We start from the raw sequence: 22,747 nt of genomic DNA on the forward strand, positions 1-22,747 counted from the left end.
CCTGCGCCTTTGCTCGAAAAGCTTTGAATTCAACAGCTTGCAATGCTTTTTGAACGAGCGAGTCAAAACGGCCAACTGACCTCTTTTTGAGCAATGGAAAGACGCAATACCTCGTCAGAAAAGTTTTGCTTGCCAATTCAAAATAAACCCATCACTCTTACTGTGTTCGGGCAATCTGCGAACACGGGAAGATCTTGAATAAAAGCGGGCCGGAGACGCAACCCACTCCGGGCGGCCAACGGGGGGAGGCTGTTTTTTCCTTCCTGCGGCTGGTCGCGATAACCAGGACCCTTTCCTCAATTGTCGAGAACTGCCCCCACGCCCATTTGGGCAAAACTGCAATGCTGCCCGCAGAGCGGGTGGAGAGAAAAGGACCTGACGCATGGCCGAGACTGGCACTGTAAAATTCTTCAACACAGACAAGGGCTTTGGATTTATCAAGCCTGAGAACGGTGGCGCGGACATCTTCGTGCACATTTCAGCCGTGCAGGCCTCTGGCCTGAGCGGTCTCACGGAAAACCAGAAGGTATCCTTCGACACGGAGCCGGATCGCCGCGGCAAGGGACCGAAGGCGGTCAACCTGCAGATCGTCGGCTAACGCCGTTCGCTGCTGAAAAAGTTAAGTTCGAGCCCGGCAATTTTGCCGGGTTTTTTCGTTCAGGCTCGGTTCAGTTTGGCTTATATAGACTTTGTTCATCATGAAATCCGGAACCCGTCCGGTCGCATGCATAGGATTGAAGCCCATGAACAAATTCATCAAAGCAGCCGTCCTCTCGGTCGCCGCAGCCGCCGTCGTTATCCCGACCTTCGGCACCGCCCAGGCAGGGCACCGCAATCACGACGATGCGTGGGTAGCAGGCGCAGTGGGCTTGGCCGCAGGCGCGCTCATCGGCAGCGCGATCGCCTCGCCGCCGCCGCCGCGCTATTACGGCGAGCGGGTCTATATCGATCCGGAGCCCGACTATTACGAGCCCCGCCCCGTCTACCGCCCGGCTTATCGCCCGGTGGCGGTCGAGACGTACGGCCTCGAGCCCTGGACACCGGCCTGGTACCGCTATTGCTCGCAGCGTTATCGCTCGTTCAATCCGGACACCGGAACCTTCGTCGGTTATGACGGCCGCAGCCATTTCTGCAACGCCGGCTGAACCTCGCCGCGTTTGAATCGAAAAGGGCGCATGACTGAAGAAGTTGTGCGCCCTTTTCCTTTCGCACCGCTCGTTAAAGACCGCGCAAAAACGGGTTGGTGCGCCGCTCCTCGCCGATCTGCCCGCCCGGACCATGGCCGCAGATGAAGCCCACATTGTCTCCGAGCGGCAGTATCTTGTCGCGGATCGAATCCAAAAGCTGCTGATGATTGCCGCCGGGCAGGTCGGTACGGCCGATGGAGCCGTGAAAAAGGACGTCGCCCACATGGGCAAAATTCTGCGCCCGGTTGAAATAGACCACATGACCGGGCGCGTGCCCGGGGCAATGCAAGACTTCGAAGACGTGGTCCCCGAAGGAGACGGTGTCGCCGTCTTCCAGCCATCGGTCCGGCACGACGTTCTGGACCTTCATGGCGAGACCGAAGCGCTCCGCCTGATCCTCCAGTCTTTCGAGCAGCGGCAGATCGTCCTTGTGTGGCCCGACAATGTCGAGCCCCAGTGCTTCCTTCAATTCCTTGGCGCCGCCGGCATGATCGATATGACCGTGTGTGAGCCAGATTGCATTCAACGTGATGCCGTTTTCGCGGATCGTCTGGAGGATGACGTCGACATCGCCACCGGGATCGACGACCACGCCCTCCTTGGTCTCACTGTCGAACAGGACCGTACAGTTCTGCTCGAAATGCGTTACCGGGATGATGCCTGCCTGTAACATCGGACCATGCCTCGCTCTTGCTTGTGAGGTGGCCTGGGAATGAGAAGTCTTTCCCGAACCAGGCCGCTTTCCCAGCTATAGCGATATGCGAGCGCTATGACAGCGCAAATCAGCGCAATGCCACGATTTCCGAAGGCGGCGGCGAATATTGCACCGTCGCCAGAAGCAGCCCTGATACCATGAGCTTCGCTGCCACGACGACCAACACCAGCGGACGCAGCCGCTTCGCGGCAAGCTCGCCATCGTTCGATATCTCACCTTGCATCTTGTCACTCCCGGCCTGGAGCCAGCCAGTCCTGCAGAAATCGACCAATCCACGCATTTCGCCGGCGGACGAGAATAGCCGAAGAGCCCGTCGGCTTGCGCCAGTCCAAGCAACGCTTGGCCGCGACACTATGTTTCATCCTCACATTTCGTGATGTCACAGGGGGAACATCCCTGCGGCGCGGCGCGTTCTGGCCTGCAATGAAAGGGAGCAAGATGATGAAGACCTTCTCTCCGACTCTGTTCAAGGCGGCCCCCCTCAGAGCGGCTTTGGCAGCAGGTGCGATACTCGCCGCCATTCCCTCAGCCCACGCCGAGATGAGCGCGACGACGCTCACGGACCTCAATGTGCGGGCGGGCCCAGGGCCCCAATATCCTGCGGTGGGCGTCGCGACACGCGGCAGCGCCGCCGTGCTCGACGGCTGCATCGAGGGGAGCAACTGGTGCCGCATCGACGTCAACGGCCTGCGTGGCTGGGCTTACGCCCGCTACCTGGCGACGGATATGGGCGGAACAACCGCGGTTATACAGGAACGCCGCGCAGAACTCTCGGTCCCCACCGTGACTTATGAGGGCGAGACGGTCGTCGCGACATCCGAACCCCTCGAACTGGTCGGCCCGGTCGAGCCGGTTGAGGCCGTGACGCCGCCTCCTACGGTACGCACCTATATCACCGAGAATCCCGTCGACACTGTTTATGTGGATGGAGAGGCCGTGGTGGGTGCCACGTTGCCGAACACGGTGCCCGTTCAGCCCATTCCCGATTACGAGTACCAATATGTGACCATTAACGGTCAGCCCGTCCTCGTCGATCCTGGCACGAGAAGGGTGGTCTACGTCTATCGCTGACCGTCGGGCGGCAGAGCGAGAAATATGCTCCGGTAATGGCGCAGCGTCCCTTGCAGCACGCTGCGCCAAGGCGAATCAGCCGCTCGACCCATGCCGGGCCGCAAAACGGCGCGAGCGGCGGTACTCGAGAGACCCTTGCGCCTCCCGAGCGCCAGAAACAAATTCCCGAAACAACTCAACCGACTATCACTCACGGCGGTTTCCCGGCCGGCACCTGGGAACCACACCGGTGGTGGCAAAATTGACAATCTTTCGCTTCGGCCTCAACCTTCCCGTGCCGGATTGTCCGGTATGCCGCGACTCTGGATGAGGGTCGCACGACGGAGGGATCGATGGAAGCATTAGTGCCTATCATTACCCAGTTGATTGCGGGGGCAGCCGGCGGCAACGCAACCAGCGCCATGCTGAAGCAACAGGCATTTGGCGTCGTGGCCCGCACGATCGTCGGTGCTATCGGCGGTCTCGGCGGAGGGTTCCTGATTCAAATGCTCGGCGGAGAGGCGGCCGCGACCGGTCTGGCCATGCAGGCGATCGGCGCCCTCATCGGCGGCGGCGTGCTCAATGGCATCGTCGGGCAGTTCGTCGGCAAACAGGCCTGACCCTTCAGGCAACATCATGGCAAGGTAAAAGGCGGCCGCGGCCGCCTTTTCTGCGTAAGGGGGGACGGGCCATCCAAAGCGGTTCGCAATCTCGATCCGGATGCCTGCGACTCGATGGAAATATGTCAACCAAACTGACATATATTGCGGTATGTTTGCGAAAAGCAATTCGATTGAAAGGATGTGAACGCGTGGCCGGCCAGATCAGGAACACGAGCATAAGCAACAGCGCTGGCGAAGATGCGGACACGATCGATTTCGAGATCATCGAGCTGCTGTTCTTTGCCTATCGCGACTTTACCGGCGATCCGGACGCCATTCTCGAGAAGAGCGGATTCGGCCGCGCGCACCACCGCGTCGTGCATTTCGTCAACCGCGAACCTGGCATGACCGTGGCGGATCTTCTCGACACGCTGAAGATCACCAAGCAGAGTCTTGCCCGCGTCCTCAAGCAACTGATCGATTCCGGGTATATCCGGCAGGTCACCGGTCCCGAGGACAGGCGTCAGCGGATGCTTTACACGACACCGGACGGCCAGGCCCTGGCACGGGCTCTTGCCGAACCACAGTCCCGCCGCATAGCGGATGCTTTGGCAAAGGCCGGACCGGGCGCGCGGGAAACCGTGAAGCGGTTCCTCGCCAATATGATGAACGACGTAGGCGACTGATCCAAGGGAACGCCCGAGAGTCACACAACGATTCAAAATGTTACGCGACCTGTGCGGGTCTGATTGGACGCCGGCTTGTCGTTCGTGGCAAAACGGGTAGCCCCTTGAATAGACGGGAGACCGCGGCGCATGTGCCGCTTTGTCTTCCGCATCTTGGGCGCAGCCTTCCGGCAGTGACCGGCAATGAGGGTACCGAACGATGATAGCAAAGGCGACAGTCTCCGACGATGCGGCACATCTTCTGGTCGTCGACGATGACCGGCGCATCCGCGACCTGCTCAACCGCTATCTGGTCGAGCAGGGGTTTCGCGTAACGACGGCAGCCGATGCCGACGAGGCACGACGAAAGCTGATCGGTATCGATTTCGATCTTCTGGTCGTCGACGTGATGATGCCGGGGGAAAGCGGCATCGCTCTGACGCAAAGCCTCAGGCAGATCAAGTCGGTGCCGATCATCATGCTCACGGCCCTGGCGGAAGCGAACTCTCGTATAGAAGGGCTGGAAGCGGGCGCCGACGATTACCTGCCGAAGCCTTTCGAGCCGCGCGAGCTCGTGCTGCGCATCAACAACATCCTGCGCCGCAACCAGCCGACACAGGCGCACAAGGTCGACCAGGTCATTTTCGGGCCCTACACTTTCTCGGTGGTCCGCAAGGAGCTGCGCCGTGGGGCCGACCATATCCGCCTCACCGACCGTGAGCAGGAGATCATGACTCTGTTTTCGCAGCGCGCCGGCGAAACCATTCCCCGCCACGAACTGATCGGCGACGACGCCGAAGTCGGCGAGCGGACGATCGACGTGCAGATAAACCGGTTGAGGCGCAAGATCGAAGACGACCCTTCCAACCCGGTCTGGCTGCAGACCGTTCGCGGCATCGGCTACCGGCTGAGTGTTGATTGACGATGGGCCGGGAATCAAGGGGCCGGATCGAGGGGCCATGGCAAGTTTCGACAGTTTGAAGCGTGAAGGATCGGCACCGGCGGACGGCGCCTGGAAGCGCCTGGTCCGATGGCTGCGGCGCCGGTTGCCGATGGGTCTTTACGCGCGTTCGCTGCTGATCGTGGTCATCCCGATGGTGCTGCTGCAGTCGGTGGTCGCCTTCGTATTCATGGAGCGGCACTGGCAACTCGTCACCCAGCGCCTCTCCTCGGCGGTGACCAACGACATCGCCGCAATCGTCGACCTGATCACGACCTTCCCGCGCGAGGGTGACATCGGCCAGATCGTCCGCATCGCCCGCGAACAGCTCGACCTCAACATAACCGTGGAGCCTGGCGGCGAGCTGCCGCCACCGCGCCCCAAGCCCTTCTTCGAAATCCTCGACCAGATCCTCAGCGAAGAGATTTCGGACCAGATCCGGCGTCCCTTCTGGATCGATACCGTCGGCAATTCGAAGATCGTCGAAATCCGAATCAAGCTTGAGGACGACCGCATCCTCAGGGTCTATGCCCGCCGCAACCAGGCCTACGCGTCGAACACGCACATCTTTCTCGTCTGGATGGTCGGCGCTTCGCTCGTCCTGCTGACGATTGCGATCCTCTTCCTTCGCGGGCAGATCAGGCCGATCCTGGCGCTGGCAAGCGCGGCAGAGAGCTTCGGCAAGGGGCAGAAGATAGACGATTTCGCGCCGCGCGGTGCCGACGAAATCCGGCGCGCCGGCCTTGCCTTCATCCTGATGCGCGAGCGCATCGAGCGTCAGATCGAGCAGCGCACCGCGATGCTGACCGGCGTCAGCCACGACTTGAGGACGATCCTGACCCGATTCAAACTGCAGCTCGCGCTTGTGGGCAACAATCCGGACCTCGAAAGCCTCAACCAGGACGTGGAGGACATGCAGAACATGCTGGAAGGCTATCTCGCCTTCGCTCGCGGAGAGTCGGAAGAGGACGTCGGCCAGCTGAAGCTCAGCGATCTGATGGCCCGGCTTGCGGCGGAGGCGGAGCTGTACGGCAAGACGCTGACCACCGCGATCCAGGGCGAGAACGAAATTCACGTCAGGCCGAATGCCTTCACACGGCTCATCTCCAATCTCGCCTCCAACGCCTACCGCTACGCGAACACCGTGCATATCGAAGCGCGTCAGAGCTCGAAATGGCTGACCATCACGGTCGATGACGACGGACCCGGCATTCCGGAGCGGTCGCGCGAAGACGTGTTCAAACCGTTTTTCCGCCTGGACGAAGCACGCAATCTTGACAGTTCAGGCACCGGTCTCGGACTCGCCGTCGCGCGTGACATCGCCCGAAGCCATGGCGGCAATGTAACCCTGGGAGACAGCCCGTTGGGCGGCCTGCGTGCGACGGTGCGTGTGCCGACGTGAGCGGCCCCGTCACCACCCCCTCTACTGCATGTTTCCTTTAATCGGAATCGATTGAAGGGCGAAAACATGCAGCAGATCAAAGTGCTGCTGCGACCTTTGCGCGTCTGATCAGACGCGCGGCGCTGTAGGGTTCAGTCACTTACAAGATACGGAAATTAGGACGCGTCACATCAGCTTCTTGCCGTTCGGCACCGGCTTTTCGGTGGACGCGAGCACGATGGCGCCGCCCTCGTCTTCGAAACCGAGCGTAAGCACTTCGGAACGGACGGGGCCGATCTGACGCGGCGGGAAATTGACGACGCCCAGCACCTGCCTGCCGACGAGTTCCTCGGGCCTGTAGTGCACCGTAATCTGCGCGGAGGATTTCTTGATCCCGATGTCCGGACCGAAATCGATCTTGAGCTTATAGGCTGGCTTGCGCGCCTCCGGGAAGACCTCGGCCTCGACGATTGTGCCGACGCGAATATCGACGCGCTCGAAATCAGAAAAAGTGATGAGTTCCGACATTTCAGTCCCTTGCATCGAAATAAATGCTCTAAACGGAACCGGCCAGTTCTTCCGCGCGCTTGCGCGCCGCCGCAATGGCCCTGTCGAATAGCGGCTGCATGCCATCCGCCGCCATCAACACCGCCAGCGCTGCCGCGGTGGTGCCACCGGGCGATGTGACGTTCTGGCGCAGGCGGGCTGCATCGTCGGGGGACTGATGGAGGAGTTCACCAGCCCCCGCGACGGTTTCCCGAGCAAGACGCATGGCTAGGTCCGCCTCGAGTCCGGCCTTGCGCCCGGCCTCGGCCATGCACTCGACGAGATAGAAGACATAGGCCGGGCCGCTGCCGGAGACGGCGGTCACGGCATCGATATCCGCTTCGGTTCGGACCCATTCGACGGGGCCGCTGACTTTCAGCAGATCTTGCACCAGCGCGCGTTGCGCTTCGCTGACGCGGGCATTTGCGAAGGCGCCGGTAACACCACGCCCGATCATGGCCGGCGTGTTCGGCATGGCGCGCACCGTCGCAGCCTCGCCCAGATGACGCTCGATGAAACCGAGCGTCTTGCCGGCGGCCACAGACACGACAACCGTCTGGGAACCGACGAGTCCCTTCAGGGGCGGCAGCGCAGTTTCCATCACCTGCGGCTTGACGGCGAGGAATATCGCGCCGGCCTTGACGCCCGCGGGGGCGGAGGTCGCATGTTGAACACCGCTATCCGCCATGAGCTTTGCCATCGCCGGCGACGGACCAGGGTCGATGACGAGCACGTCGTTTCCACGCACTCCGCTTTTGAGCCAGCCCGCGAGCATGGCGCCGCCCATATTGCCGGCGCCGACGAGTACGATCGGACCCGAAACGGCAATGCTCACTTCATGCCTCCCCAACGGTCTCGAACAACACCGCGTCGACCGCACGCTGCGCATCCATGCCCGACCAGACGACGAATTGGAATGCCTGGAAATAGGACTCGCAGGCGTCGAGCGCGTTCGAAAGAAGCACCTCGACCTGCTGGTTCGTAGGCTCCGCTCCGCCAGCGAGCAACAGAGATTGCCGGAAGATGATGACTTCTTCTTGGCGCCAAAGATCGAAATGACCCATCAGCACCTGGCCGTTGATATGGGATAGAAGCCGGATCACCTCGTTCGCGCGGCTGTCCGGCACCTTGATGTCGAAGGCACAAGCCAGATGCAGCGCCTCGAACTCCTCCATCCAGGAAAAGGAAACATGGTAATCCGCCCACCTGCCTTCGACGGTCATGGCAATTTCGTCTTCGCCGGATCGTTCGAAGGACCAGTCATTGTTCGCGGCAACGAACTCGATCATATCGACCGGGTTGGACTGGCGCTCGACTTCCATTTCCAAAAGGCTCATGCATCACCCTAAAGGCGCGGCACAGGCGCGCAGAGTCACGCTCACAGGACGCAACACTGCAAACCCAATACCGGATACGAACACTATGATTGCTGGACCTGCGGCTATCCTGGCTTACTTACCCTGCCCGGAGCTTGCATGATCCGTGTCGAATCATCATTTAAAATCAGTGTATAACGGCAGAGTCAGCGTGCCAGCCCCTGGGCCGAAAAATTGCAGGGAAGAATGGCGCCCGGCGCTATGATTTTGATTCAGCGCGGCTGCTTAAACGACTCTGCGATAAAGGTTTTTTGCCAGTGTCCACAGGTGGAAAACTTTTCAGCTTTTGTTAACCGTGGCGGCGGCGAGACGAAAGACTACAGGCCATGGCGGCGTGGCCGTCCGGCCCCGCGCAGCATCCGCCGGCAGGCCTGCAGCTCCAAGACCGAATCCGAGCGACGTCCGGCGCCAAGGCTGCCCTTTTTACTTACCCGTGGTAATGTCGCCGGCTGCCGGACCGGTCGTGGCCAGGCGCGCTTCCAGAGCTTCGATGCGGGCAAGGAGGGCGTCGTTTTCGTCCCGTGCCCGCGCCGCCATCTCTTTGACCGCCTCGAACTCCTCGCGCTTGACGACGTCGAGCGAATTCAGCCAGTTTTCGGTTTGCGCGCGGAATGCCGCCTCGACCTCGCGCCGCACCCCTTGGGCCGCGCCTGCGGCATCCGTCATCAGCCGGGCGAGATCATCGAGAATACGGTTGGCCCCTGTGCTCATCTTTCTGGTCTCCATTTCATCCCGCCACATGCGGCGGAGCTTATGATTTCAGGTAGGATCCCCGAAGTGAGGATGCAAGGAAAATGACGTCCGCGACGCCGTTCAAGCTTCTCCGGGCCCCTTGTATTTGCGATGAGGCAATGCGGCAATATAGCGTGCTGCGGCCACCTTGTACGCTCGAAAGTGGCGGCGGCCTCGTTGCGCGGCGGCGGCAGGTGCTTGACCGCGCCGGATTCGCTCGTCATCTTCCGGCGAAATTATCGGTCCGGCACGAGAGAAGACCTTGGAAACAATCGCGACCCGCCTCGCCATCCTCCCCTTCCCCGAAATCGACCCGGTCATCTTCACGATCGGGCCGCTCGCCGTGCGCTGGTACGGGCTCGCCTATGTCGCAGGGATACTCCTCGGATGGCTCTATGCGCGCCGCATAATCCAGAACGCTTCCCTCTGGCGCAACGGCACTGCGCCCTTCAACCTGGCGCAGCTTGACGACTTCCTCCTCTGGGCGGCCGGCGGCATCGTGCTTGGCGGGCGCATCGGCTACATCCTTTTTTACGATCTCGGCTCCATCCTTGAGAATCCCGTCCGCGCGATCCAGATTTGGAACGGCGGCATGTCCTTTCATGGCGGCCTTCTCGGCACGACGCTGGCGATGATCATTTTTGCGCGCAGGAACGCAATCCACCTCTGGAGCCTGTTCGACGTCGTGGCAGCAGTGGTGCCGATCGGGCTCTTCTTCGGGCGCATAGCCAATTTCATCAATGGAGAACTCTGGGGCCGCCTGTCTTCGATGCCCTGGGCGGTCGTCTTCCCGACGGGAGGCCCCTTTGCCCGTCATCCGAGCCAGCTTTACGAGGCTGCCCTCGAGGGTATTGTGCTTCTCGCCGTGCTCGCTTGGTTCGTCTATCGCCGCAAAGCCTTGAAAATTCCCGGCCTGGTCACCGGCATCTTCGTCTGCGGCTATGCGGCAAGCCGAATTTTCGTGGAATTCTTCCGCGAACCGGACGCACAGATCGGCTATCTTGCGGGGGGCTGGCTTACCATGGGAATGGTGCTTTCACTGCCGATGGCGCTGGTCGGAATCTGGGCTATTGCGCGAGCGCGCAGCGCGGCCGCCGCCGCTTGACTGGACAAGTCATGACGAATCCCCTCGCCGACAAGATCAAGGCGCTGATCCGGACCACCGGGCCGATCAGCGTGACCGACTACTTTTCCCTCTGCCTTGCCGATCCGCAGCATGGCTACTATCGCGCCCGTGAACCGTTCGGACGGGCGGGCGACTTCACCACCGCGCCGGAGGTCAGCCAGCTCTTCGGCGAGATGATCGGCATATTCCTGGTGCATGCATGGCAGCAGCACGCCGCGCCTGCAAACGCGATTATCGCCGAGATCGGTCCGGGCCGCGGCACGATGATGTCCGACATGCTCCGCGTCATCCGCCGGCTGGCGCCGGCACTATACCGGACCGCCACCGTTCATCTCGTCGAAACCAGCGAGCGGCTTCGCCAGGTGCAGGCCCGGACCTTGGCCGAACACGAAGGCAAGGTCCGCTGGCATGAGAGCTTCGACGGTCTTCCCTCAGGTTTCCTGCTTCTGGCTGCGAACGAGCTTTTCGACGCAATTCCGATCCGTCAGTTCGTGCGGACCGCGCAGGGCTTCCGCGAGCGCATGGTCGGTCTCGACGCGGAGGGCCGATTGACCTTTGCCGCAGGCATTGCCGGCATCGATCCGACATTGCTGCCCTCTGCCGCCGCATCCGTCCCGGAAGGCATGATATTCGAGATTTCGCCGGCCCGCGACGCGGTGATGGCCGCGCTCTGCGAGCGCCTCCGCGCCGGCGGCGGCACGGCGATCATTATCGACTACGGTCATCTGGCGACCGGCTACGGCGACACGCTGCAGGCCGTCCGCAACCATGAATACGATCCGCCGCTTGCCAATCCCGGCCTCGCCGACCTGACCAGCCACGTCGATTTCGAACAGTTGGCGAGCCGTGCCAAAGCGGAGGGCGTGCAGATCAACGGACTTGCCCGGCAGGGCGATTTCCTGGTCGGCCTCGGTCTCCTGGAACGCGCCGCGGCCCTCGGCCGGGACAAGGACGAGACGACTCAGGAAGGCATCCGCGGCGACGTCGAGCGGCTTGCGGGTTCGGGCACGGGAAACATGGGAGAACTGTTCAAGGTGCTGGTGGTAAGCAGTCCTGAAGTCGCCTTGACGCCTTTTCAGAAGAAGGCGCTTTAAAGCCAGGCCGCCGAATCGCGCATGCCGTGAACAACAGCTGCAACCAGGATGCCGTAGGAGCCGCTCGTATTTTGCCACGGCGTACGCGTTCTGCTGTCAATCCTTTCAGAAAAGCCGTACGGTCCACGTCCTTGCCTTCGTCCGCCGGGCATCCCTTGGTTGGGCAATTGACAGCCCCCGCCTGCCGGGTCAACATCGCGCCGGCAAATCAGCTGCAATTCGACGGGCCGCAACGCGCCCTCAATTCCAACGAACTTAGAGAATCACGAGGGCGAAAACACCGAATGCAGGATGATGTCTCGCCATCCCCCGTGCAGAGCCCGCTCTTCGACGCGAAGGCAGGCCCGGCAATCGCACACGGCTATTTCACCCGCAAGGGAGGCGTCTCCGAGGGCATCTATCGCGGCTTGAATGTCGGTCTCGGCTCCAACGACGAGCGCGAACGTGTCGGCGAGAACCGAGCCCGGGTCGCCCGCTGGTTCGAGGCGGAGCCACGACGGCTTGCCACGGTGCACCAGGTCCATTCGGCGGACGCAATCGTCGTCGACGGCAGTTACGACGGCGCACGACCGGATGCGGATGCGCTGGTGACGGCGACGCCGGGCATCGTCCTCGGCGTCCTCTCCGCCGACTGCGGTCCCGTCCTCTTCGCCGATCCGGAAGCAGGCGTCATCGGTGCTGCCCACGCCGGATGGAAGGGCGCGCTCGGCGGCGTGCTCGAAAGCACCATCGAAGCGATGACCTCGCTCGGTGCCCGCCGCGAGCGAATCATCGCCTGCCTCGGCCCGTCGATCAGCCAGAAGCATTATGAGGTCGGCCCCGAATTCGTAGCCCGTTTCGTCGACGCCGAGGCAAGCTACGAGTCGTTTTTCGCGCCTTCGGGACGCGACGGCCATGCCATGTTCGATCTGCCCGGACTGACGGTCCGGCGGCTGGCCGAAGCCGGCGTAACGGCGGAGAACCTCGGCATCTGCACCTATGCGGACGAGGACCGCTTCTTCTCCTATCGCCGCGCGACGCATAGGCGGGAGCCTGATTACGGACGGCAGATGTCCGCGATTTCCATACGGGAGGTTTGAGATGGCGCTTCATTTCGCCGAAGAGGAATATGCGGCCCGCCTGGCGCGGCTGACGGCCAAGATGCAGGAAGAAAAGCTCGACGCAATGCTGCTCTTCGCGCAGGAGAGCATGTATTGGCTGACCGGCTACGACACCTTCGGCTATTGCTTCTTCCAGACGCTCGTCGTCAAGCGGGATGGGACGATGGTCCTGCTCACCCGTTCGGCCGACCTGCGCCAGGCGCGCCATACATCGAATATCGAGCGCATCGAAATATGGGTGGACCGGGTCAATGCGGATCCGGCGATGGATCTTAAGAACCTGCTCAGCGAACTCGACCTCCTCGGCTGCCGCATCGGTGTCGAATACGACACGCACGGCATGACCGGAAGAACGGCGCGCCTCGTCGATCACCAGCTCTCAACTTTCGGGGAACTGGTCGACGCCTCGCTGCTCGTCAGCCGCCTGCGTCTGATCAAGAGCCCGGCGGAGATCGCGCATGTCGAGAAGGCGGCTAGCCTTGCCGACGACGCGCTCGACGCGGCGCTGCCACTCATCCGTCCAGGCGGCAGCGAGGCGGATATCCTCGCGGCCATGCAGGGTGCCGTCTTCGCGGGCGGCGGCGACTATCCGGCGAACGAGTTCATCATCGGTTCCGGAGCCGACGCGCTGCTCTGCCGCTACAAGGCGGGCCGGCGCAACCTCGACGCCAATGATCAGCTCACGCTCGAATGGACCGGTGTGAGCGCCCATTACCATGCGGCAATGATGCGCACGATCGTGATCGGCGAACCCAGCAACCGCCACCGCGAGCTCTACAGCGCCTGCCGGGAAACGATCCAGGCGATCGAAATGGTGCTTCGGCCCGGCAATACCTTCGGGACGGTTTTCGACGTGCATGCGAAAATCATGGACGAGCGCGGCCTTGCCCGGCACCGTCTGAACGCCTGCGGCTATTCGCTCGGCGCACGCTTCTCGCCCTCCTGGATGGAGCACCAGATGTTCCATATCGGCAATCCGCAGGAGATCGAGCCGGACATGTCCCTCTTCGTCCATATGATCATCATGGATTCCGACAGCGGCACCGCCATGACGCTCGGCCAGACCTATCTCACCACGGCCGACACCCCCCGGCCGCTCTCGCGCTACGGACTGGACTTCATATCTGCGTAAGGAAATCGCCCTATGATTTCCGCCGGAGTGAAGAGCGCGCCGGCGGCTGATGCCGTTGCAGTGACCTTTGCGCATCCTACCAGGGGGCGCGCGGGCCTGTGGCGGCCGCGTCCGGCGCCGAGAAAGTTCGAGTGGAGACGGTGGGAACGATGCGCAAGCAGATCAATCCGATCGCAAGCCTTGGCCTTGCCGCAGCCTTGGTCGGCTGCAACACGACGGACGCCCTGATCCCGCAGGTGGACGTGGGCGAAGGCACTTTCCGCTCCCCACCGGTGACCCAGTCGGATCTCGACGCCATGTCGACGCAGACCGCGGTGATGCCGGTGGAAAGCGTGCCGCCGGGCCGCACCGCGGCCTTCGCCGCGCAGCCGAATATTTCGGGCCCGCCTCCCCGACACGCGAGCGGCAATGTCGGCTATAGCGATTACACCGACCCGGCCGGAACGCTGGAAGGCCAGGCAAACCGCCTGGCCGGGGGTGAAGCACCGATACAGGCAACTCAGCCTCAAGCGGCGCCCACCCAGGTCACTCAGCATCCGGCTCCGCCGGTGGAAGATGCGACGCAGGAGGCTGGCGGCGAGCAGACAGCAGCCGACCAGACGGCAGAGGAGCCTGCACAAAGGCAGCATGCCGCCGCATCTCCTGCGGCAGCCACAGCGGGCTCCGGCGGCATCCGATTCCTGCCGATCATCGGCGCGCCGGTCCAGGCGGTCACGCCACTCTCGAAACAGCTCGGCGCCTCGGCGCGCAGCCAGGGGCTCGCGATCAAGAGCTCCACCGACAAAACCAGCGACCATATCCTCAAGGGATATTTTTCAGCGCTCAACGACGGCGGCAAGACGACGGTCGTCTATGTCTGGGACATACTCGACGGCAGCGGCAATCGCCTGCATCGCATCCAGGGACAGGACTCCGTTGCAAAGACCGCGACCGACCCCTGGAGCGCCGTCCCGGCTGAGACGATGGAGGCGATCGCCAGCGAGACGATCGACGCCTATCTCGAATGGCGCCGATCGTCCGCGGGCTAGCGCCTCCGCTCGGATTCCGCTGCTGCACGCTCGGATACCGGCCGCCCGCCCCGGAATCGCCATCATCCCGGCCGGCTGACGCAAAGTTTTTCGGATATTGGGCGCTGCGCCGCAGCAATCCCCTTGCATTCACCTTCAAGGACGCTAAAAAGCGGCCGATCAGCTCTGACAGCGGCCGTCCGCAGTGATTGCCCGCAATCGGAATGGCTCACGGAATCTGCGCGGAGAACCCACCCCCCGGACGACCGGACGTGGCCGCGCCAGCTCAAGGCGGACCGTCAATGAAGGTTTTCGCAGGCAATTCGAACCGGCTGCTGGCCGAAGCGATCTGCAACTATCTTAACCTGCCGCTCGGCAAAGCCACAGTAAGGCGCTTCGCCGATCAGGAAATCTTCGTCGAGATCGGCGAGAACGTGCGCGGCGAGGACGTCTTCATCGTCCAGTCGACCTCCTTCCCCACGAACGATCATCTGATGGAACTTCTCATCATGATCGACGCGGTCCGCCGCTCCTCGGCCCGCCGCATCACCGCCGTGCTCCCCTATTTCGGCTATGCCCGGCAGGACCGAAAGCCCGGTCCTCGCACCCCGATCTCCGCCAAGCTGGTCGCCAATCTCATTACCGAAGCCGGTGCCGACCGGGTTCTGACCCTCGACCTGCACGCCGGCCAGATCCAGGGCTTCTTCGATATCCCGACCGACAACCTCTACGCCGTTCCGATTCTGGCGCGAGACGTCAAGGAGAACTACAATCTCAAGAACGTCATGGTCGTTTCGCCTGACGTCGGCGGCGTCGTGCGCGCCCGGGCGCTCGCCAAGCGGCTCGACTGTCTGCTGGCGATCGTCGACAAGCGTCGCGACCGCCCCGGTGAATCGGAAGTCATGAACGTCATCGGGGAAGTAAACGGCAAGGACTGCCTCCTCATCGACGATATCGTCGATTCCGGCGGTACGCTCTGCAACGCCGCCGAGGCACTGCTGAAGAACGGCGCGACGAGCGTCACCGCCTATATCACCCACGGCGTCCTTTCCGGCGGCGCAGTCGCCCGCGTCACGTCTTCGATGCTGAAGGAGCTGGTGATCACCGATTCGATCCAGCCGACGACGGCGGTTCAGTCGGCGCACAACATCCGTGTGATCTCCACCGCTGCACTGCTCGGCGAGGCGATCAGCCGCACGAGCCAGGAAGAATCGGTCTCGAGCCTGTTCGACTGACTTCGGTACGCCTGCTCGCCCTCCATCCTGTGCTCGTCAGGGAATGAGGGAAGGGAAGACGCTGAAATCTGCCGATGGGGTGGGCGAGACTATCCCGCGGGTGGGCGATGATTTTGGCCCACCTGCGTGTTGAAAGGTCATCACTAAGCAGCGTAACCGTCCAGCCCTATAGGCCGGTAAGCCGAAACACGGATAGGCGGGTGCGGTAGAATTCCAGAGCGGCCGCCGCTCATCTCTTGACGTCCAGCATATAGGATGCGGCCTCGCGGGCGGGCATGGCGTCGCTCGCATAGGTGAAAGTGCCGTGCTCCCTCACCTCTCGCGCCGCGCGCATGAGTCCCGCGAGCGCCGCCCGCGCGAACGAACCGCCGACACTGATGCGCTTCACGCCCGCCTCCTGCAGTTGCTCCACCGTGTAGACCTGCCCGGCGAGGCCCATGACCACGTTGACCGGGCGCTTGACGGAAGAGCAGACCGTCCGGATCGCTTCGATGTCGGGCAGCCCCGGCGCGTAAAGAACATCCGCGCCGGCCTCCTCGAACGCGACAAGACGCCGGATGGTATCGTCGAGGTCAGGCCGCCCGCACAGGAAGTTCTCCGCACGCGCGGTCAGGACAAAGGGACGCTTGCGGGCTTCCTGCGCGGCGGCGGCGACACGTTCTACTGCCAAGTCGAACTCGAAAACGGGATCGGCGGCATCACCGGTCGCATCTTCGATCGAGCCGCCGACCAGCCCGACGCCTGCCGCAAGCGATACCGTTTCGGCACAGCACCGGGGATCCTCGCCGAAGCCGTCCTCCAGATCGGCGGACACAGGCAATTCGGTCGCCTCGACGATAGCGCGGGCATTCTGCAATATGACGTCGCGCGACAGAGCCGCCGCCGAATCCCTCCGGCCGATGGAAAAGGCAAGCCCGGCGCTCGTCGTCGCCAAAGCCTCGAAGCCCATTGCCGCGAGAATTCGGGCGGATCCCGCATCCCAGGGATTGGGAATTACGAAAGCGCCCTCGCGCTCGTGCAATGCGCGGAAGGCCCGATATTTGTCCTGCTGCTTTTCCATGCCGCCATCCGTGCTTCGAGATTGCCAGCGATAGCACGAAATGAACAAAAAGCGAACAGATTGTCGCCCGCGGTCACGCGCGGGGCTGCACCGCGCAAGCCCCTCCGCCGCCGAACAAGCGGGAACGTGTGAGGAAACGCCTCTCCCGGCCGTTATCCAGTGAAAACATGCCGCCCCTGCCCGGCACGACGTCGATGATCAGCTGCGTGTGCTTCCAGAGCTGGTACTGGCTCGAGCTGATATAGACGGGCACGCCGTCGATCTCGCCGAGCTTCACATCGTTATCGCCGACGATATAGTCGCCCGCCGGGTAGCACATGGGCGACGAGCCGTCGCAGCAGCCGCCCGACTGATGAAAGAGTATATCCGGATGATCGCGCCGGATTTCGCGGATGAGGTCTATCGCCGCATCCGTCGCAAGCACGCGCGGCTCCGCTGCTTCCTCGCTCAATTTGCATCTCCTCATTCGCAAGGCGGGCGGGCCCCCGATGAAGCATCGGGAGCCCGCCGTGAGCATCCGGCTGAGCGGCACGAGGAAAGGCTAGGCGGCCCCGCCCGCATCCGGCCCTACAGCGATCCTATCAGAAGAAGCCGAGCGCCTTCGGGCTGTAGCTCACCAGCATGTTCTTCGTCTGCTGGTAGTGATCGAGCATCATCTTGTGCGTCTCGCGCCCGATGCCGGACTGCTTGTAGCCGCCAAAGGCGGCATGCGCCGGATAGGCGTGATAGCAATTGGTCCAGACGCGGCCGGCCTCGATCGCGCGACCGAAGCGGTAGCAGCGATTGGCATCGCGGCTCCACACGCCGGCACCAAGCCCATAGAGCGTGTCGTTGGCGATCTCCAGCGCCTCGGCCTCCGTCCTGAAGGTCGTGACGGAAACGACGGGGCCGAAAATCTCCTCCTGAAAGATGCGCATCCTGTTATGGCCGTGGAATACGGTCGGCTTGACGTAATAGCCGCCGGAAAGGTCGCCTTCGAGCACATTGCGGCCGCCGCCGGTCAGGACCTCGGCGCCTTCCTCCTTGCCGATCTCGATATAGGCGAGGATTTTCTCGAGCTGTTCGCTCGAAGCCTGGGCGCCGATCATCGTTGCGTCATCGAGCGGATTGCCCTGGCGGATCGCCTCGACCCTCTTTACCGCCCGCTCCATGAAGCGGTCGTAGATGCTCTCCTGAACAAGCGCCCGGCTCGGGCAGGTGCAGACCTCGCCCTGGTTCAGCGCGAACATGGCGAAGCCTTCCAGTGCCTTGTCGAAGAAGTCGTCATCCTCGCTGGCAACGTCCGCGAAGAAGATGTTCGGCGACTTTCCGCCGAGCTCCAGCGTGACCGGGATGAGGTTCTGGCTGGCATATTGCATGATCAGCCGCCCGGTCGTCGTCTCGCCGGTAAAAGCGATCTTGGCGATGCGCGGGCTGGTGGCGAGCGGTTTGCCCGCTTCGAGGCCGAAGCCGTTCACGATATTGAGGACACCCGGCGGCAGGAGGTCGCCGATAAGTTCAGCCCAGACGAGGATCGAGCCCGGCGTCTGCTCGGCCGGCTTCAGCACGACGCAATTTCCGGCGGCAAGCGCCGGCGCAAGCTTCCAGGCGGCCATCAGGATCGGGAAGTTCCAGGGAATGATCTGGCCGACGACGCCGAGCGGCTCGTGGAAATGATAGGCGACGGTGTCGTGGTCGATCTCGCCGATCGAGCCTTCCTGCGCACGGATGCAGGCCGCGAAATAGCGGAAATGGTCGATCGCCAGCGGAATGTCGGCGGCCATCGTCTCCCGGATCGGCTTGCCGTTGTCCCAGGTTTCGGCCCGTGCCAGGAGCTCGAGATTGTCCTCCATGCGGGCGGCTATCTTCATGAGGATGTTGGACCTCTCCGTCGTCGAGGTCCGGCCCCATTTTTCCCGGGCGGCGTGCGCCGCGTCGAGGGCGATCTCGATGTCGGCGGCGTCCGAACGGGCGACCTGGCAAAGCGTGCCGCCGGTGATCGGCGTCGTGTTGTCGAAGTAGCGTCCCGCAACGGGCTCGCGCCATTGGCCGCCGATGAAGTTTCCGTATTTCTGCTTGTAAGGGTTCTCGACGATCTTCTGATGCAGCATGGGTTTCCTCCCTTGGAAAAACAGCATTGCGCTTGCTGTGGAAGGAAGAGTGAGACCGAACGCGCATTTCCGGTAGAGCGGCGCCGTGCTTGGCGACGCCGACTGTTTCAGAATTGAGACAGGATCAGTTGAGAGAAAGCCGCTTCATCTTTCGGTAGAGGGTCGCCCGGCTGATACCGAGGAGATCGGCGGCCATGGACACATTGCCCTTGGCCCGCGATAAAGCGCGGCGCAGAGCCGCCCTCTCGGCTCCGGGCAATTCCTCCCGCTCGCCCGGCAGTTCCTCCTCGAGCAGGTCGGACGCGGGAATCCCGCCGGCGATGCGCTCGTTGTCGAGCCCAAGGCACAGCCGCGCAGCCCGCGTCGCACCGAGGACGAGATCGTCGCGGTCGACGGCAAGCAATGCAGGTCCCGCCCGATCGACCGGCACGAGCACGATACGGGCGCCGGCAAAGGCGCGGCGGAAAAGATTGGCCTCGATGCGGGCCGCGGCATCGCGCACCGCCTGCGAGAGGATCGAAAGCGTCGCCTCGGAGGCGTCGTCGCGGCAGGTGGAGATGTCGATTGCCGCGGCGAGCTTTCCGCTCTCGTCGCGGATCGGCGCCGTGGCGCAGCTGAGGCCGATATTGCGGCTGAGGAAGTGTTGGTCGCGATGGATGAGGACCGGACGCTCGTCCGCGATCGCCGTGCCGATGCCGTTGGTCCCGACGCTCGCCTCGCTCCATACGGTTCCGGACCACAATCCGATGCCGCGGAAGTCCGCATCGTCGCCGCCGGCCCCGCGACGTTCCAACGCCACACCCTTCCCGTCGGTAAGCAGCAGGCAGCACCCGGCCTTGCCGACGGCGGCGAACAGCCGGTCGAGCTCGCCGGCCGCTTCTGCGATCAGCGCGCCGGAGCTTTCACGCGCCTGCCGGAATTCGGCTTCCGAAAGCCGCCAGGGCGAACGCGCTTCCTCCGGCGCCAGGCCGTGCAGCGTCATGCAGCGGCGCCATGATGCAGCCACCGGCGAAATCACCGCGGCGGAAGACTGATGTGCTACGCGATAGACCCGCTCGGAATGGTCCCTGATTGAAGCCATTCACTCCTCCCTGGATCGCCGCGACCGGGTCAACCGACCCGCGGACGTGATCAACGCCTGTAAGCCGGGCGCGCGGACCGCGCTTCCTCCTTCGCCTGGACGGCGTTCTCCGGCGCAAACATGCGGCAAATTCTGCAACGGCATATTCTCCCCTGCCAACTATAGGCATCGATACCGCGGGAGGTCCACCCTGACTAAAGTCTTTCCTCGGCGGCCGGGCGATACCTCGGACCGGTATCGGCAGACCGGATGATATGCTACTCGAAACAAATACTCTCGACTCGTCGCAACACCCGGTTGTCCGCCATGCTCCGTGATTTCTCCGTCCAAAGCCTGTTCATGGGCGTGCTGATCGCATTTGTGGGCTTTGCCAGTTCCTTCGCCGTCGTTCTGCACGGCCTCGCCGGCGTCGGCGCGAACGAGGCGCAGGCGGCCTCCGGCCTGATGGCCCTGTCAATCTCCATGGGTGCCTGCGCCATCCTCATCAGCGCCGTCACGCGGCTTCCTGTCAGCATCGCCTGGTCGACGCCGGGCGCGGCCCTGCTTGCCAGTTCCGGCGCGGTGGAGGGCGGGTTCAATGCCGCCGTCGGCGCCTTTCTCGTCTGCGGATTACTGATCATCGTCGCCGGCCTGTGGAAGCCGCTCGGCAGGATCGTTTCCGCAATTCCACCGGCGCTGGCGAATGCGATGCTCGCGGGCGTGCTCCTCAGTCTCTGCTTCGCGCCGGTGAAGGCGATCGCCTTCAATCCCCTCTTCGGCCTGCCGATCGTTCTTGCATGGGCGGTCGTCGGCAGCTTCAGCAGGCTCTATGCCGTTCCGGCCGCGCTCTTCGCCTTCGTTCTTGTCGTCGCGCTCGGGATCGACATTCCGGACGGCGCCTTGGCCGGACTCTCCGCCGCTCTCGTTCCGAAGGTCGAGTTCGTCTCGCCTTCCTTCAGCACCTCCGCCCTGGTCAGCATCGCTCTTCCGCTTTTCATCGTCACGATGGCATCGCAGAACATTCCCGGCGTCGCAGTCCTGAAGGTGAATGACTACGATCCCGATCCGGGTCCCCTCTTCGCCACGACCGGACTCTTTACGCTGCTGAGCGCACCTTTCGGCGGGCATGCGGTCAATCTTGCCGCGATCACCGCAGCGATGTGCGCCGGCTCCGATTCCCATCCCGATCGCGCCCGCCGCTACTGGTCCGCCATCAATGCAGGTATCGCCTACGTCCTCTTCGGCCTCCTGGCCGGGGCGGTCACGACCTTCGTCAGTCTCGCGCCATCGGTGCTGATCGAGGCGGTTGCCGGCCTTGCGCTGATCGGCGCCTTCTCGGGTTCCGCAGTTGCCGCCTTCACGAAGGGCGAGACGCGCGAAGCGTCCGCCATCACGTTTCTCGTCACCGCCTCGGGCGTGGGCTTCGCCGGCGTGTCCGGGGCCTTTTGGGGTCTTGTCGCGGGCGGCCTGATGCTGACGCTCGCGCGCTTCGCCAAGCGTAAGGCGTGATGCGTGTCGCGGCCCAAGAGTGCCCGAACGGCCGCGCCTTGCATTTACGACCGTTCTCGGCTATGCACCCCGCGTCCGCGCAGACACCCTTGGAGGCAACGCGGGTGAGGCCGCCCCGCGGCGGCTTCAGGTTTTTCCGCCTTTGACGGACGAACTCTCCAAATAACACAGAAAGGTCTACCTATGAGCGAAACTTACGAGCTCAAGGCCGAGACGCGCGATCGGGTTGGTAAGGGGTCCTCCCGTGAACTTCGCCGCAACGGTCTTATTCCGGCTGTCATCTATGGTGACAAGCAGCCCCCGCTTTCCATCGCGCTGTCCACCAAGGACGTGACGATGAAGATCCACGCCGGCGGTTTCATGACCACCGTTGCGACGATCGACGTCAACGGCGAGAAGATCCGCGTCCTGCCCAAGGACTATCAGCTCGATCCGGTCCGCGACTTCACCATGCACGTCGATTTCCTTCGCGTTTCGAAGGGCAGCCAGGTTTCCGTTCAGGTTCCGGTTCACTTCGAAAACGAAGAGAAGTCCCCGGGCCTCAAGCAGGGCGGCGCCCTGAACATCGTCCGGCACGAGGTCGAACTGAACGTTTCCGCGGACAGCATTCCGGAATTCCTGACGGTCGACCTCACCGGCCTCAAGATCGGCGACACCGTCCACATTTCGAACGTCAAGCTCCCTGCAGGCGCGACCCCGGTCATTACCGATCGCGACTTCACGGTCGCCACGATCACCGGCCGTACGCAGGAAGCCGAGCCGACTGAAGAAGCCGAAGGCGGCGAAGAAGAGGCTTGATCTCTGCTTCAGGCGGCCGCCCGATCCGGGCTGTGTCGCGCCCCGAGTGAAAGAAACCCGTCCCATTTCGTGGGGCGGGTTTTCTTTTGCCTGTCAAGCGCTGCGCGCTGCGCCCGAACCGGATAAAGTGGCATCGGAAAATAGCCGTTGACTTTGGATGATGGCGGTGATTTTGGGCTGAAGGGAACTGGGCGTGGCGATTGCCCCTCACCCTGGCCCTCTCCCCGCAGGCGGAGAGAGGCGACTGAGAGCGGGCCGGTTGTCCCTCTCCCCGTCATGACGGGGAGAAGGTCGCGGCAGCGGGATGAGGGGAAAGTCCCCTCCCCGCTCAAATATCTCGCC

Annotated in this window: 25 protein-coding genes; 15 read left to right on the plus strand and 10 right to left on the minus strand. The window is 62.9% G+C overall.

The genetic code is table 11. The annotated features are described in order from the left end of the window. The first annotated feature begins 382 nt into the window (after positions 1-382). Complete coding sequence (locus tag SINAR_RS0122250; RefSeq protein ID WP_003532915.1) at positions 383-598, plus strand: cold-shock protein; 216 nt, start codon at positions 383-385, stop codon at positions 596-598. Positions 599-743: 145 nt separating this feature from the next. Next, positions 744-1,145: a BA14K family protein gene (locus tag SINAR_RS0122255; protein ID WP_028001122.1), complete on the plus strand. Its 402-nt coding sequence runs from the start codon at positions 744-746 to the stop codon at positions 1,143-1,145. Positions 1,146-1,218: 73 nt separating this feature from the next. Here the strand turns inward: SINAR_RS0122255 and SINAR_RS0122260 are convergent, their stop codons facing one another. Further along, on the minus strand, positions 1,219-1,860 hold the full coding sequence (locus SINAR_RS0122260; protein WP_028001123.1) for an MBL fold metallo-hydrolase: 642 nt from the start codon (positions 1,858-1,860) through the stop codon (positions 1,219-1,221). 109 nt (positions 1,861-1,969) lie between these two features. Continuing rightward, on the minus strand, positions 1,970-2,125 hold the full coding sequence (locus SINAR_RS01000000133785) for a hypothetical protein (RefSeq protein WP_084617770.1): 156 nt from the start codon (positions 2,123-2,125) through the stop codon (positions 1,970-1,972). 218 nt (positions 2,126-2,343) lie between these two features. On the opposite strand from SINAR_RS01000000133785, the gene SINAR_RS0122270 reads away from it, so the two are divergent. From SINAR_RS0122270 to SINAR_RS0122290, 5 genes are all read left to right on the plus strand, one after another. Continuing rightward, positions 2,344-2,973, plus strand: a complete 630-nt coding sequence (locus tag SINAR_RS0122270) for a DUF1236 domain-containing protein (RefSeq protein WP_028001124.1) — start codon at positions 2,344-2,346, stop codon at positions 2,971-2,973. 332 nt (positions 2,974-3,305) lie between these two features. Then, a complete protein-coding gene (locus SINAR_RS0122275) occupies positions 3,306-3,572 on the plus strand; it encodes a hypothetical protein (protein ID WP_028001125.1) in 267 nt (88 codons plus the stop codon). Positions 3,573-3,763: 191 nt separating this feature from the next. Further along, a complete protein-coding gene (locus SINAR_RS0122280) occupies positions 3,764-4,240 on the plus strand; it encodes a MarR family winged helix-turn-helix transcriptional regulator (RefSeq protein ID WP_028001126.1) in 477 nt (158 codons plus the stop codon). A gap of 199 nt (positions 4,241-4,439) precedes the next feature. Continuing rightward, positions 4,440-5,141: a response regulator gene (locus SINAR_RS0122285; RefSeq protein ID WP_028001127.1), complete on the plus strand. Its 702-nt coding sequence runs from the start codon at positions 4,440-4,442 to the stop codon at positions 5,139-5,141. Positions 5,142-5,178: 37 nt separating this feature from the next. Next, positions 5,179-6,561, plus strand: a complete 1,383-nt coding sequence (locus SINAR_RS0122290; protein ID WP_028001128.1) for an ATP-binding protein — start codon at positions 5,179-5,181, stop codon at positions 6,559-6,561. Positions 6,562-6,726: 165 nt separating this feature from the next. On the opposite strand, the gene SINAR_RS0122295 is transcribed toward SINAR_RS0122290, so the two are convergent. From SINAR_RS0122295 to SINAR_RS0122310, 4 genes are all read right to left on the minus strand, one after another. Then, complete coding sequence (locus SINAR_RS0122295; RefSeq protein WP_028001129.1) at positions 6,727-7,068, minus strand: tRNA-binding protein; 342 nt, start codon at positions 7,066-7,068, stop codon at positions 6,727-6,729. Positions 7,069-7,096: 28 nt separating this feature from the next. Continuing rightward, a complete protein-coding gene (gene proC / locus SINAR_RS0122300; RefSeq protein WP_028001130.1) occupies positions 7,097-7,921 on the minus strand; it encodes a pyrroline-5-carboxylate reductase in 825 nt (274 codons plus the stop codon). A 1-nt stretch (position 7,922) separates the two neighbouring features. Then, on the minus strand, positions 7,923-8,423 hold the full coding sequence (locus SINAR_RS0122305) for a type III secretion system chaperone family protein (RefSeq protein ID WP_018095638.1): 501 nt from the start codon (positions 8,421-8,423) through the stop codon (positions 7,923-7,925). 462 nt (positions 8,424-8,885) lie between these two features. Next, positions 8,886-9,173 (minus strand): accessory factor UbiK family protein, encoded by a 288-nt coding sequence (locus SINAR_RS0122310; RefSeq protein ID WP_028001131.1) that lies wholly within the window; start codon positions 9,171-9,173, stop codon positions 8,886-8,888. Positions 9,174-9,456: 283 nt separating this feature from the next. Here SINAR_RS0122310 and lgt point away from each other — a divergent pair, with 283 nt between their 5' ends. The 6 genes from lgt to SINAR_RS0122345 all read left to right on the plus strand — a co-directional run bounded on the left by lgt (position 9,457) and on the right by SINAR_RS0122345 (position 15,888). Then, positions 9,457-10,299: a prolipoprotein diacylglyceryl transferase gene (gene lgt, locus SINAR_RS0122315; protein WP_028001132.1), complete on the plus strand. Its 843-nt coding sequence runs from the start codon at positions 9,457-9,459 to the stop codon at positions 10,297-10,299. A gap of 11 nt (positions 10,300-10,310) precedes the next feature. Then, positions 10,311-11,414: a class I SAM-dependent methyltransferase gene (locus SINAR_RS0122320; RefSeq protein WP_028001133.1), complete on the plus strand. Its 1,104-nt coding sequence runs from the start codon at positions 10,311-10,313 to the stop codon at positions 11,412-11,414. Positions 11,415-11,698: 284 nt separating this feature from the next. Beyond that, positions 11,699-12,493: a peptidoglycan editing factor PgeF gene (gene pgeF, locus SINAR_RS0122325; protein ID WP_028001134.1), complete on the plus strand. Its 795-nt coding sequence runs from the start codon at positions 11,699-11,701 to the stop codon at positions 12,491-12,493. 1 nt (position 12,494) lies between these two features. Further along, entirely contained in the window at positions 12,495-13,646 is a 1,152-nt protein-coding gene (locus tag SINAR_RS0122330) for a M24 family metallopeptidase (RefSeq protein WP_028001135.1), read from the plus strand. A 149-nt stretch (positions 13,647-13,795) separates the two neighbouring features. Continuing rightward, complete coding sequence (locus SINAR_RS0122335) at positions 13,796-14,674, plus strand: hypothetical protein (protein ID WP_028001136.1); 879 nt, start codon at positions 13,796-13,798, stop codon at positions 14,672-14,674. 281 nt (positions 14,675-14,955) lie between these two features. Further along, positions 14,956-15,888, plus strand: coding sequence for a ribose-phosphate pyrophosphokinase (locus SINAR_RS0122345; protein ID WP_018095645.1), 933 nt, complete (start codon positions 14,956-14,958; stop codon positions 15,886-15,888). Between the two features lie 229 nt (positions 15,889-16,117). Here SINAR_RS0122345 and SINAR_RS0122350 read toward each other — a convergent pair whose 3' ends face one another. The 4 genes from SINAR_RS0122350 to SINAR_RS0122365 form a co-directional block, all read right to left on the minus strand. Further along, positions 16,118-16,948 (minus strand): isocitrate lyase/PEP mutase family protein, encoded by an 831-nt coding sequence (locus SINAR_RS0122350; RefSeq protein ID WP_028001138.1) that lies wholly within the window; start codon positions 16,946-16,948, stop codon positions 16,118-16,120. A 73-nt stretch (positions 16,949-17,021) separates the two neighbouring features. Further along, entirely contained in the window at positions 17,022-17,399 is a 378-nt protein-coding gene (locus SINAR_RS0122355; RefSeq protein ID WP_028001139.1) for a DUF779 domain-containing protein, read from the minus strand. 130 nt (positions 17,400-17,529) lie between these two features. After that, positions 17,530-19,038, minus strand: a complete 1,509-nt coding sequence (adh, locus tag SINAR_RS0122360) for an aldehyde dehydrogenase (RefSeq protein WP_028001140.1) — start codon at positions 19,036-19,038, stop codon at positions 17,530-17,532. A 124-nt stretch (positions 19,039-19,162) separates the two neighbouring features. Beyond that, positions 19,163-20,119 carry a GAF domain-containing protein gene (locus tag SINAR_RS0122365; protein WP_028001141.1) on the minus strand — a complete coding sequence of 319 codons (957 nt, stop codon included), beginning with the start codon at positions 20,117-20,119 and terminating at the stop codon, positions 19,163-19,165. Positions 20,120-20,425: 306 nt separating this feature from the next. Here SINAR_RS0122365 and SINAR_RS0122370 point away from each other — a divergent pair, with 306 nt between their 5' ends. After that, the gene (locus SINAR_RS0122370; protein WP_028001142.1) at positions 20,426-21,607 is read left to right on the plus strand and encodes a benzoate/H(+) symporter BenE family transporter; all 1,182 of its coding nucleotides are present in this window, start codon (positions 20,426-20,428) and stop codon (positions 21,605-21,607) included. Positions 21,608-21,790: 183 nt separating this feature from the next. Continuing rightward, positions 21,791-22,405, plus strand: coding sequence for a 50S ribosomal protein L25/general stress protein Ctc (locus tag SINAR_RS0122375; protein ID WP_028001143.1), 615 nt, complete (start codon positions 21,791-21,793; stop codon positions 22,403-22,405). Positions 22,406-22,747: the final 342 nt, after the last annotated feature.

This window comes from Sinorhizobium arboris LMG 14919 (assembly GCF_000427465.1).
Lineage (GTDB): Bacteria > Pseudomonadota > Alphaproteobacteria > Rhizobiales > Rhizobiaceae > Sinorhizobium > Sinorhizobium arboris.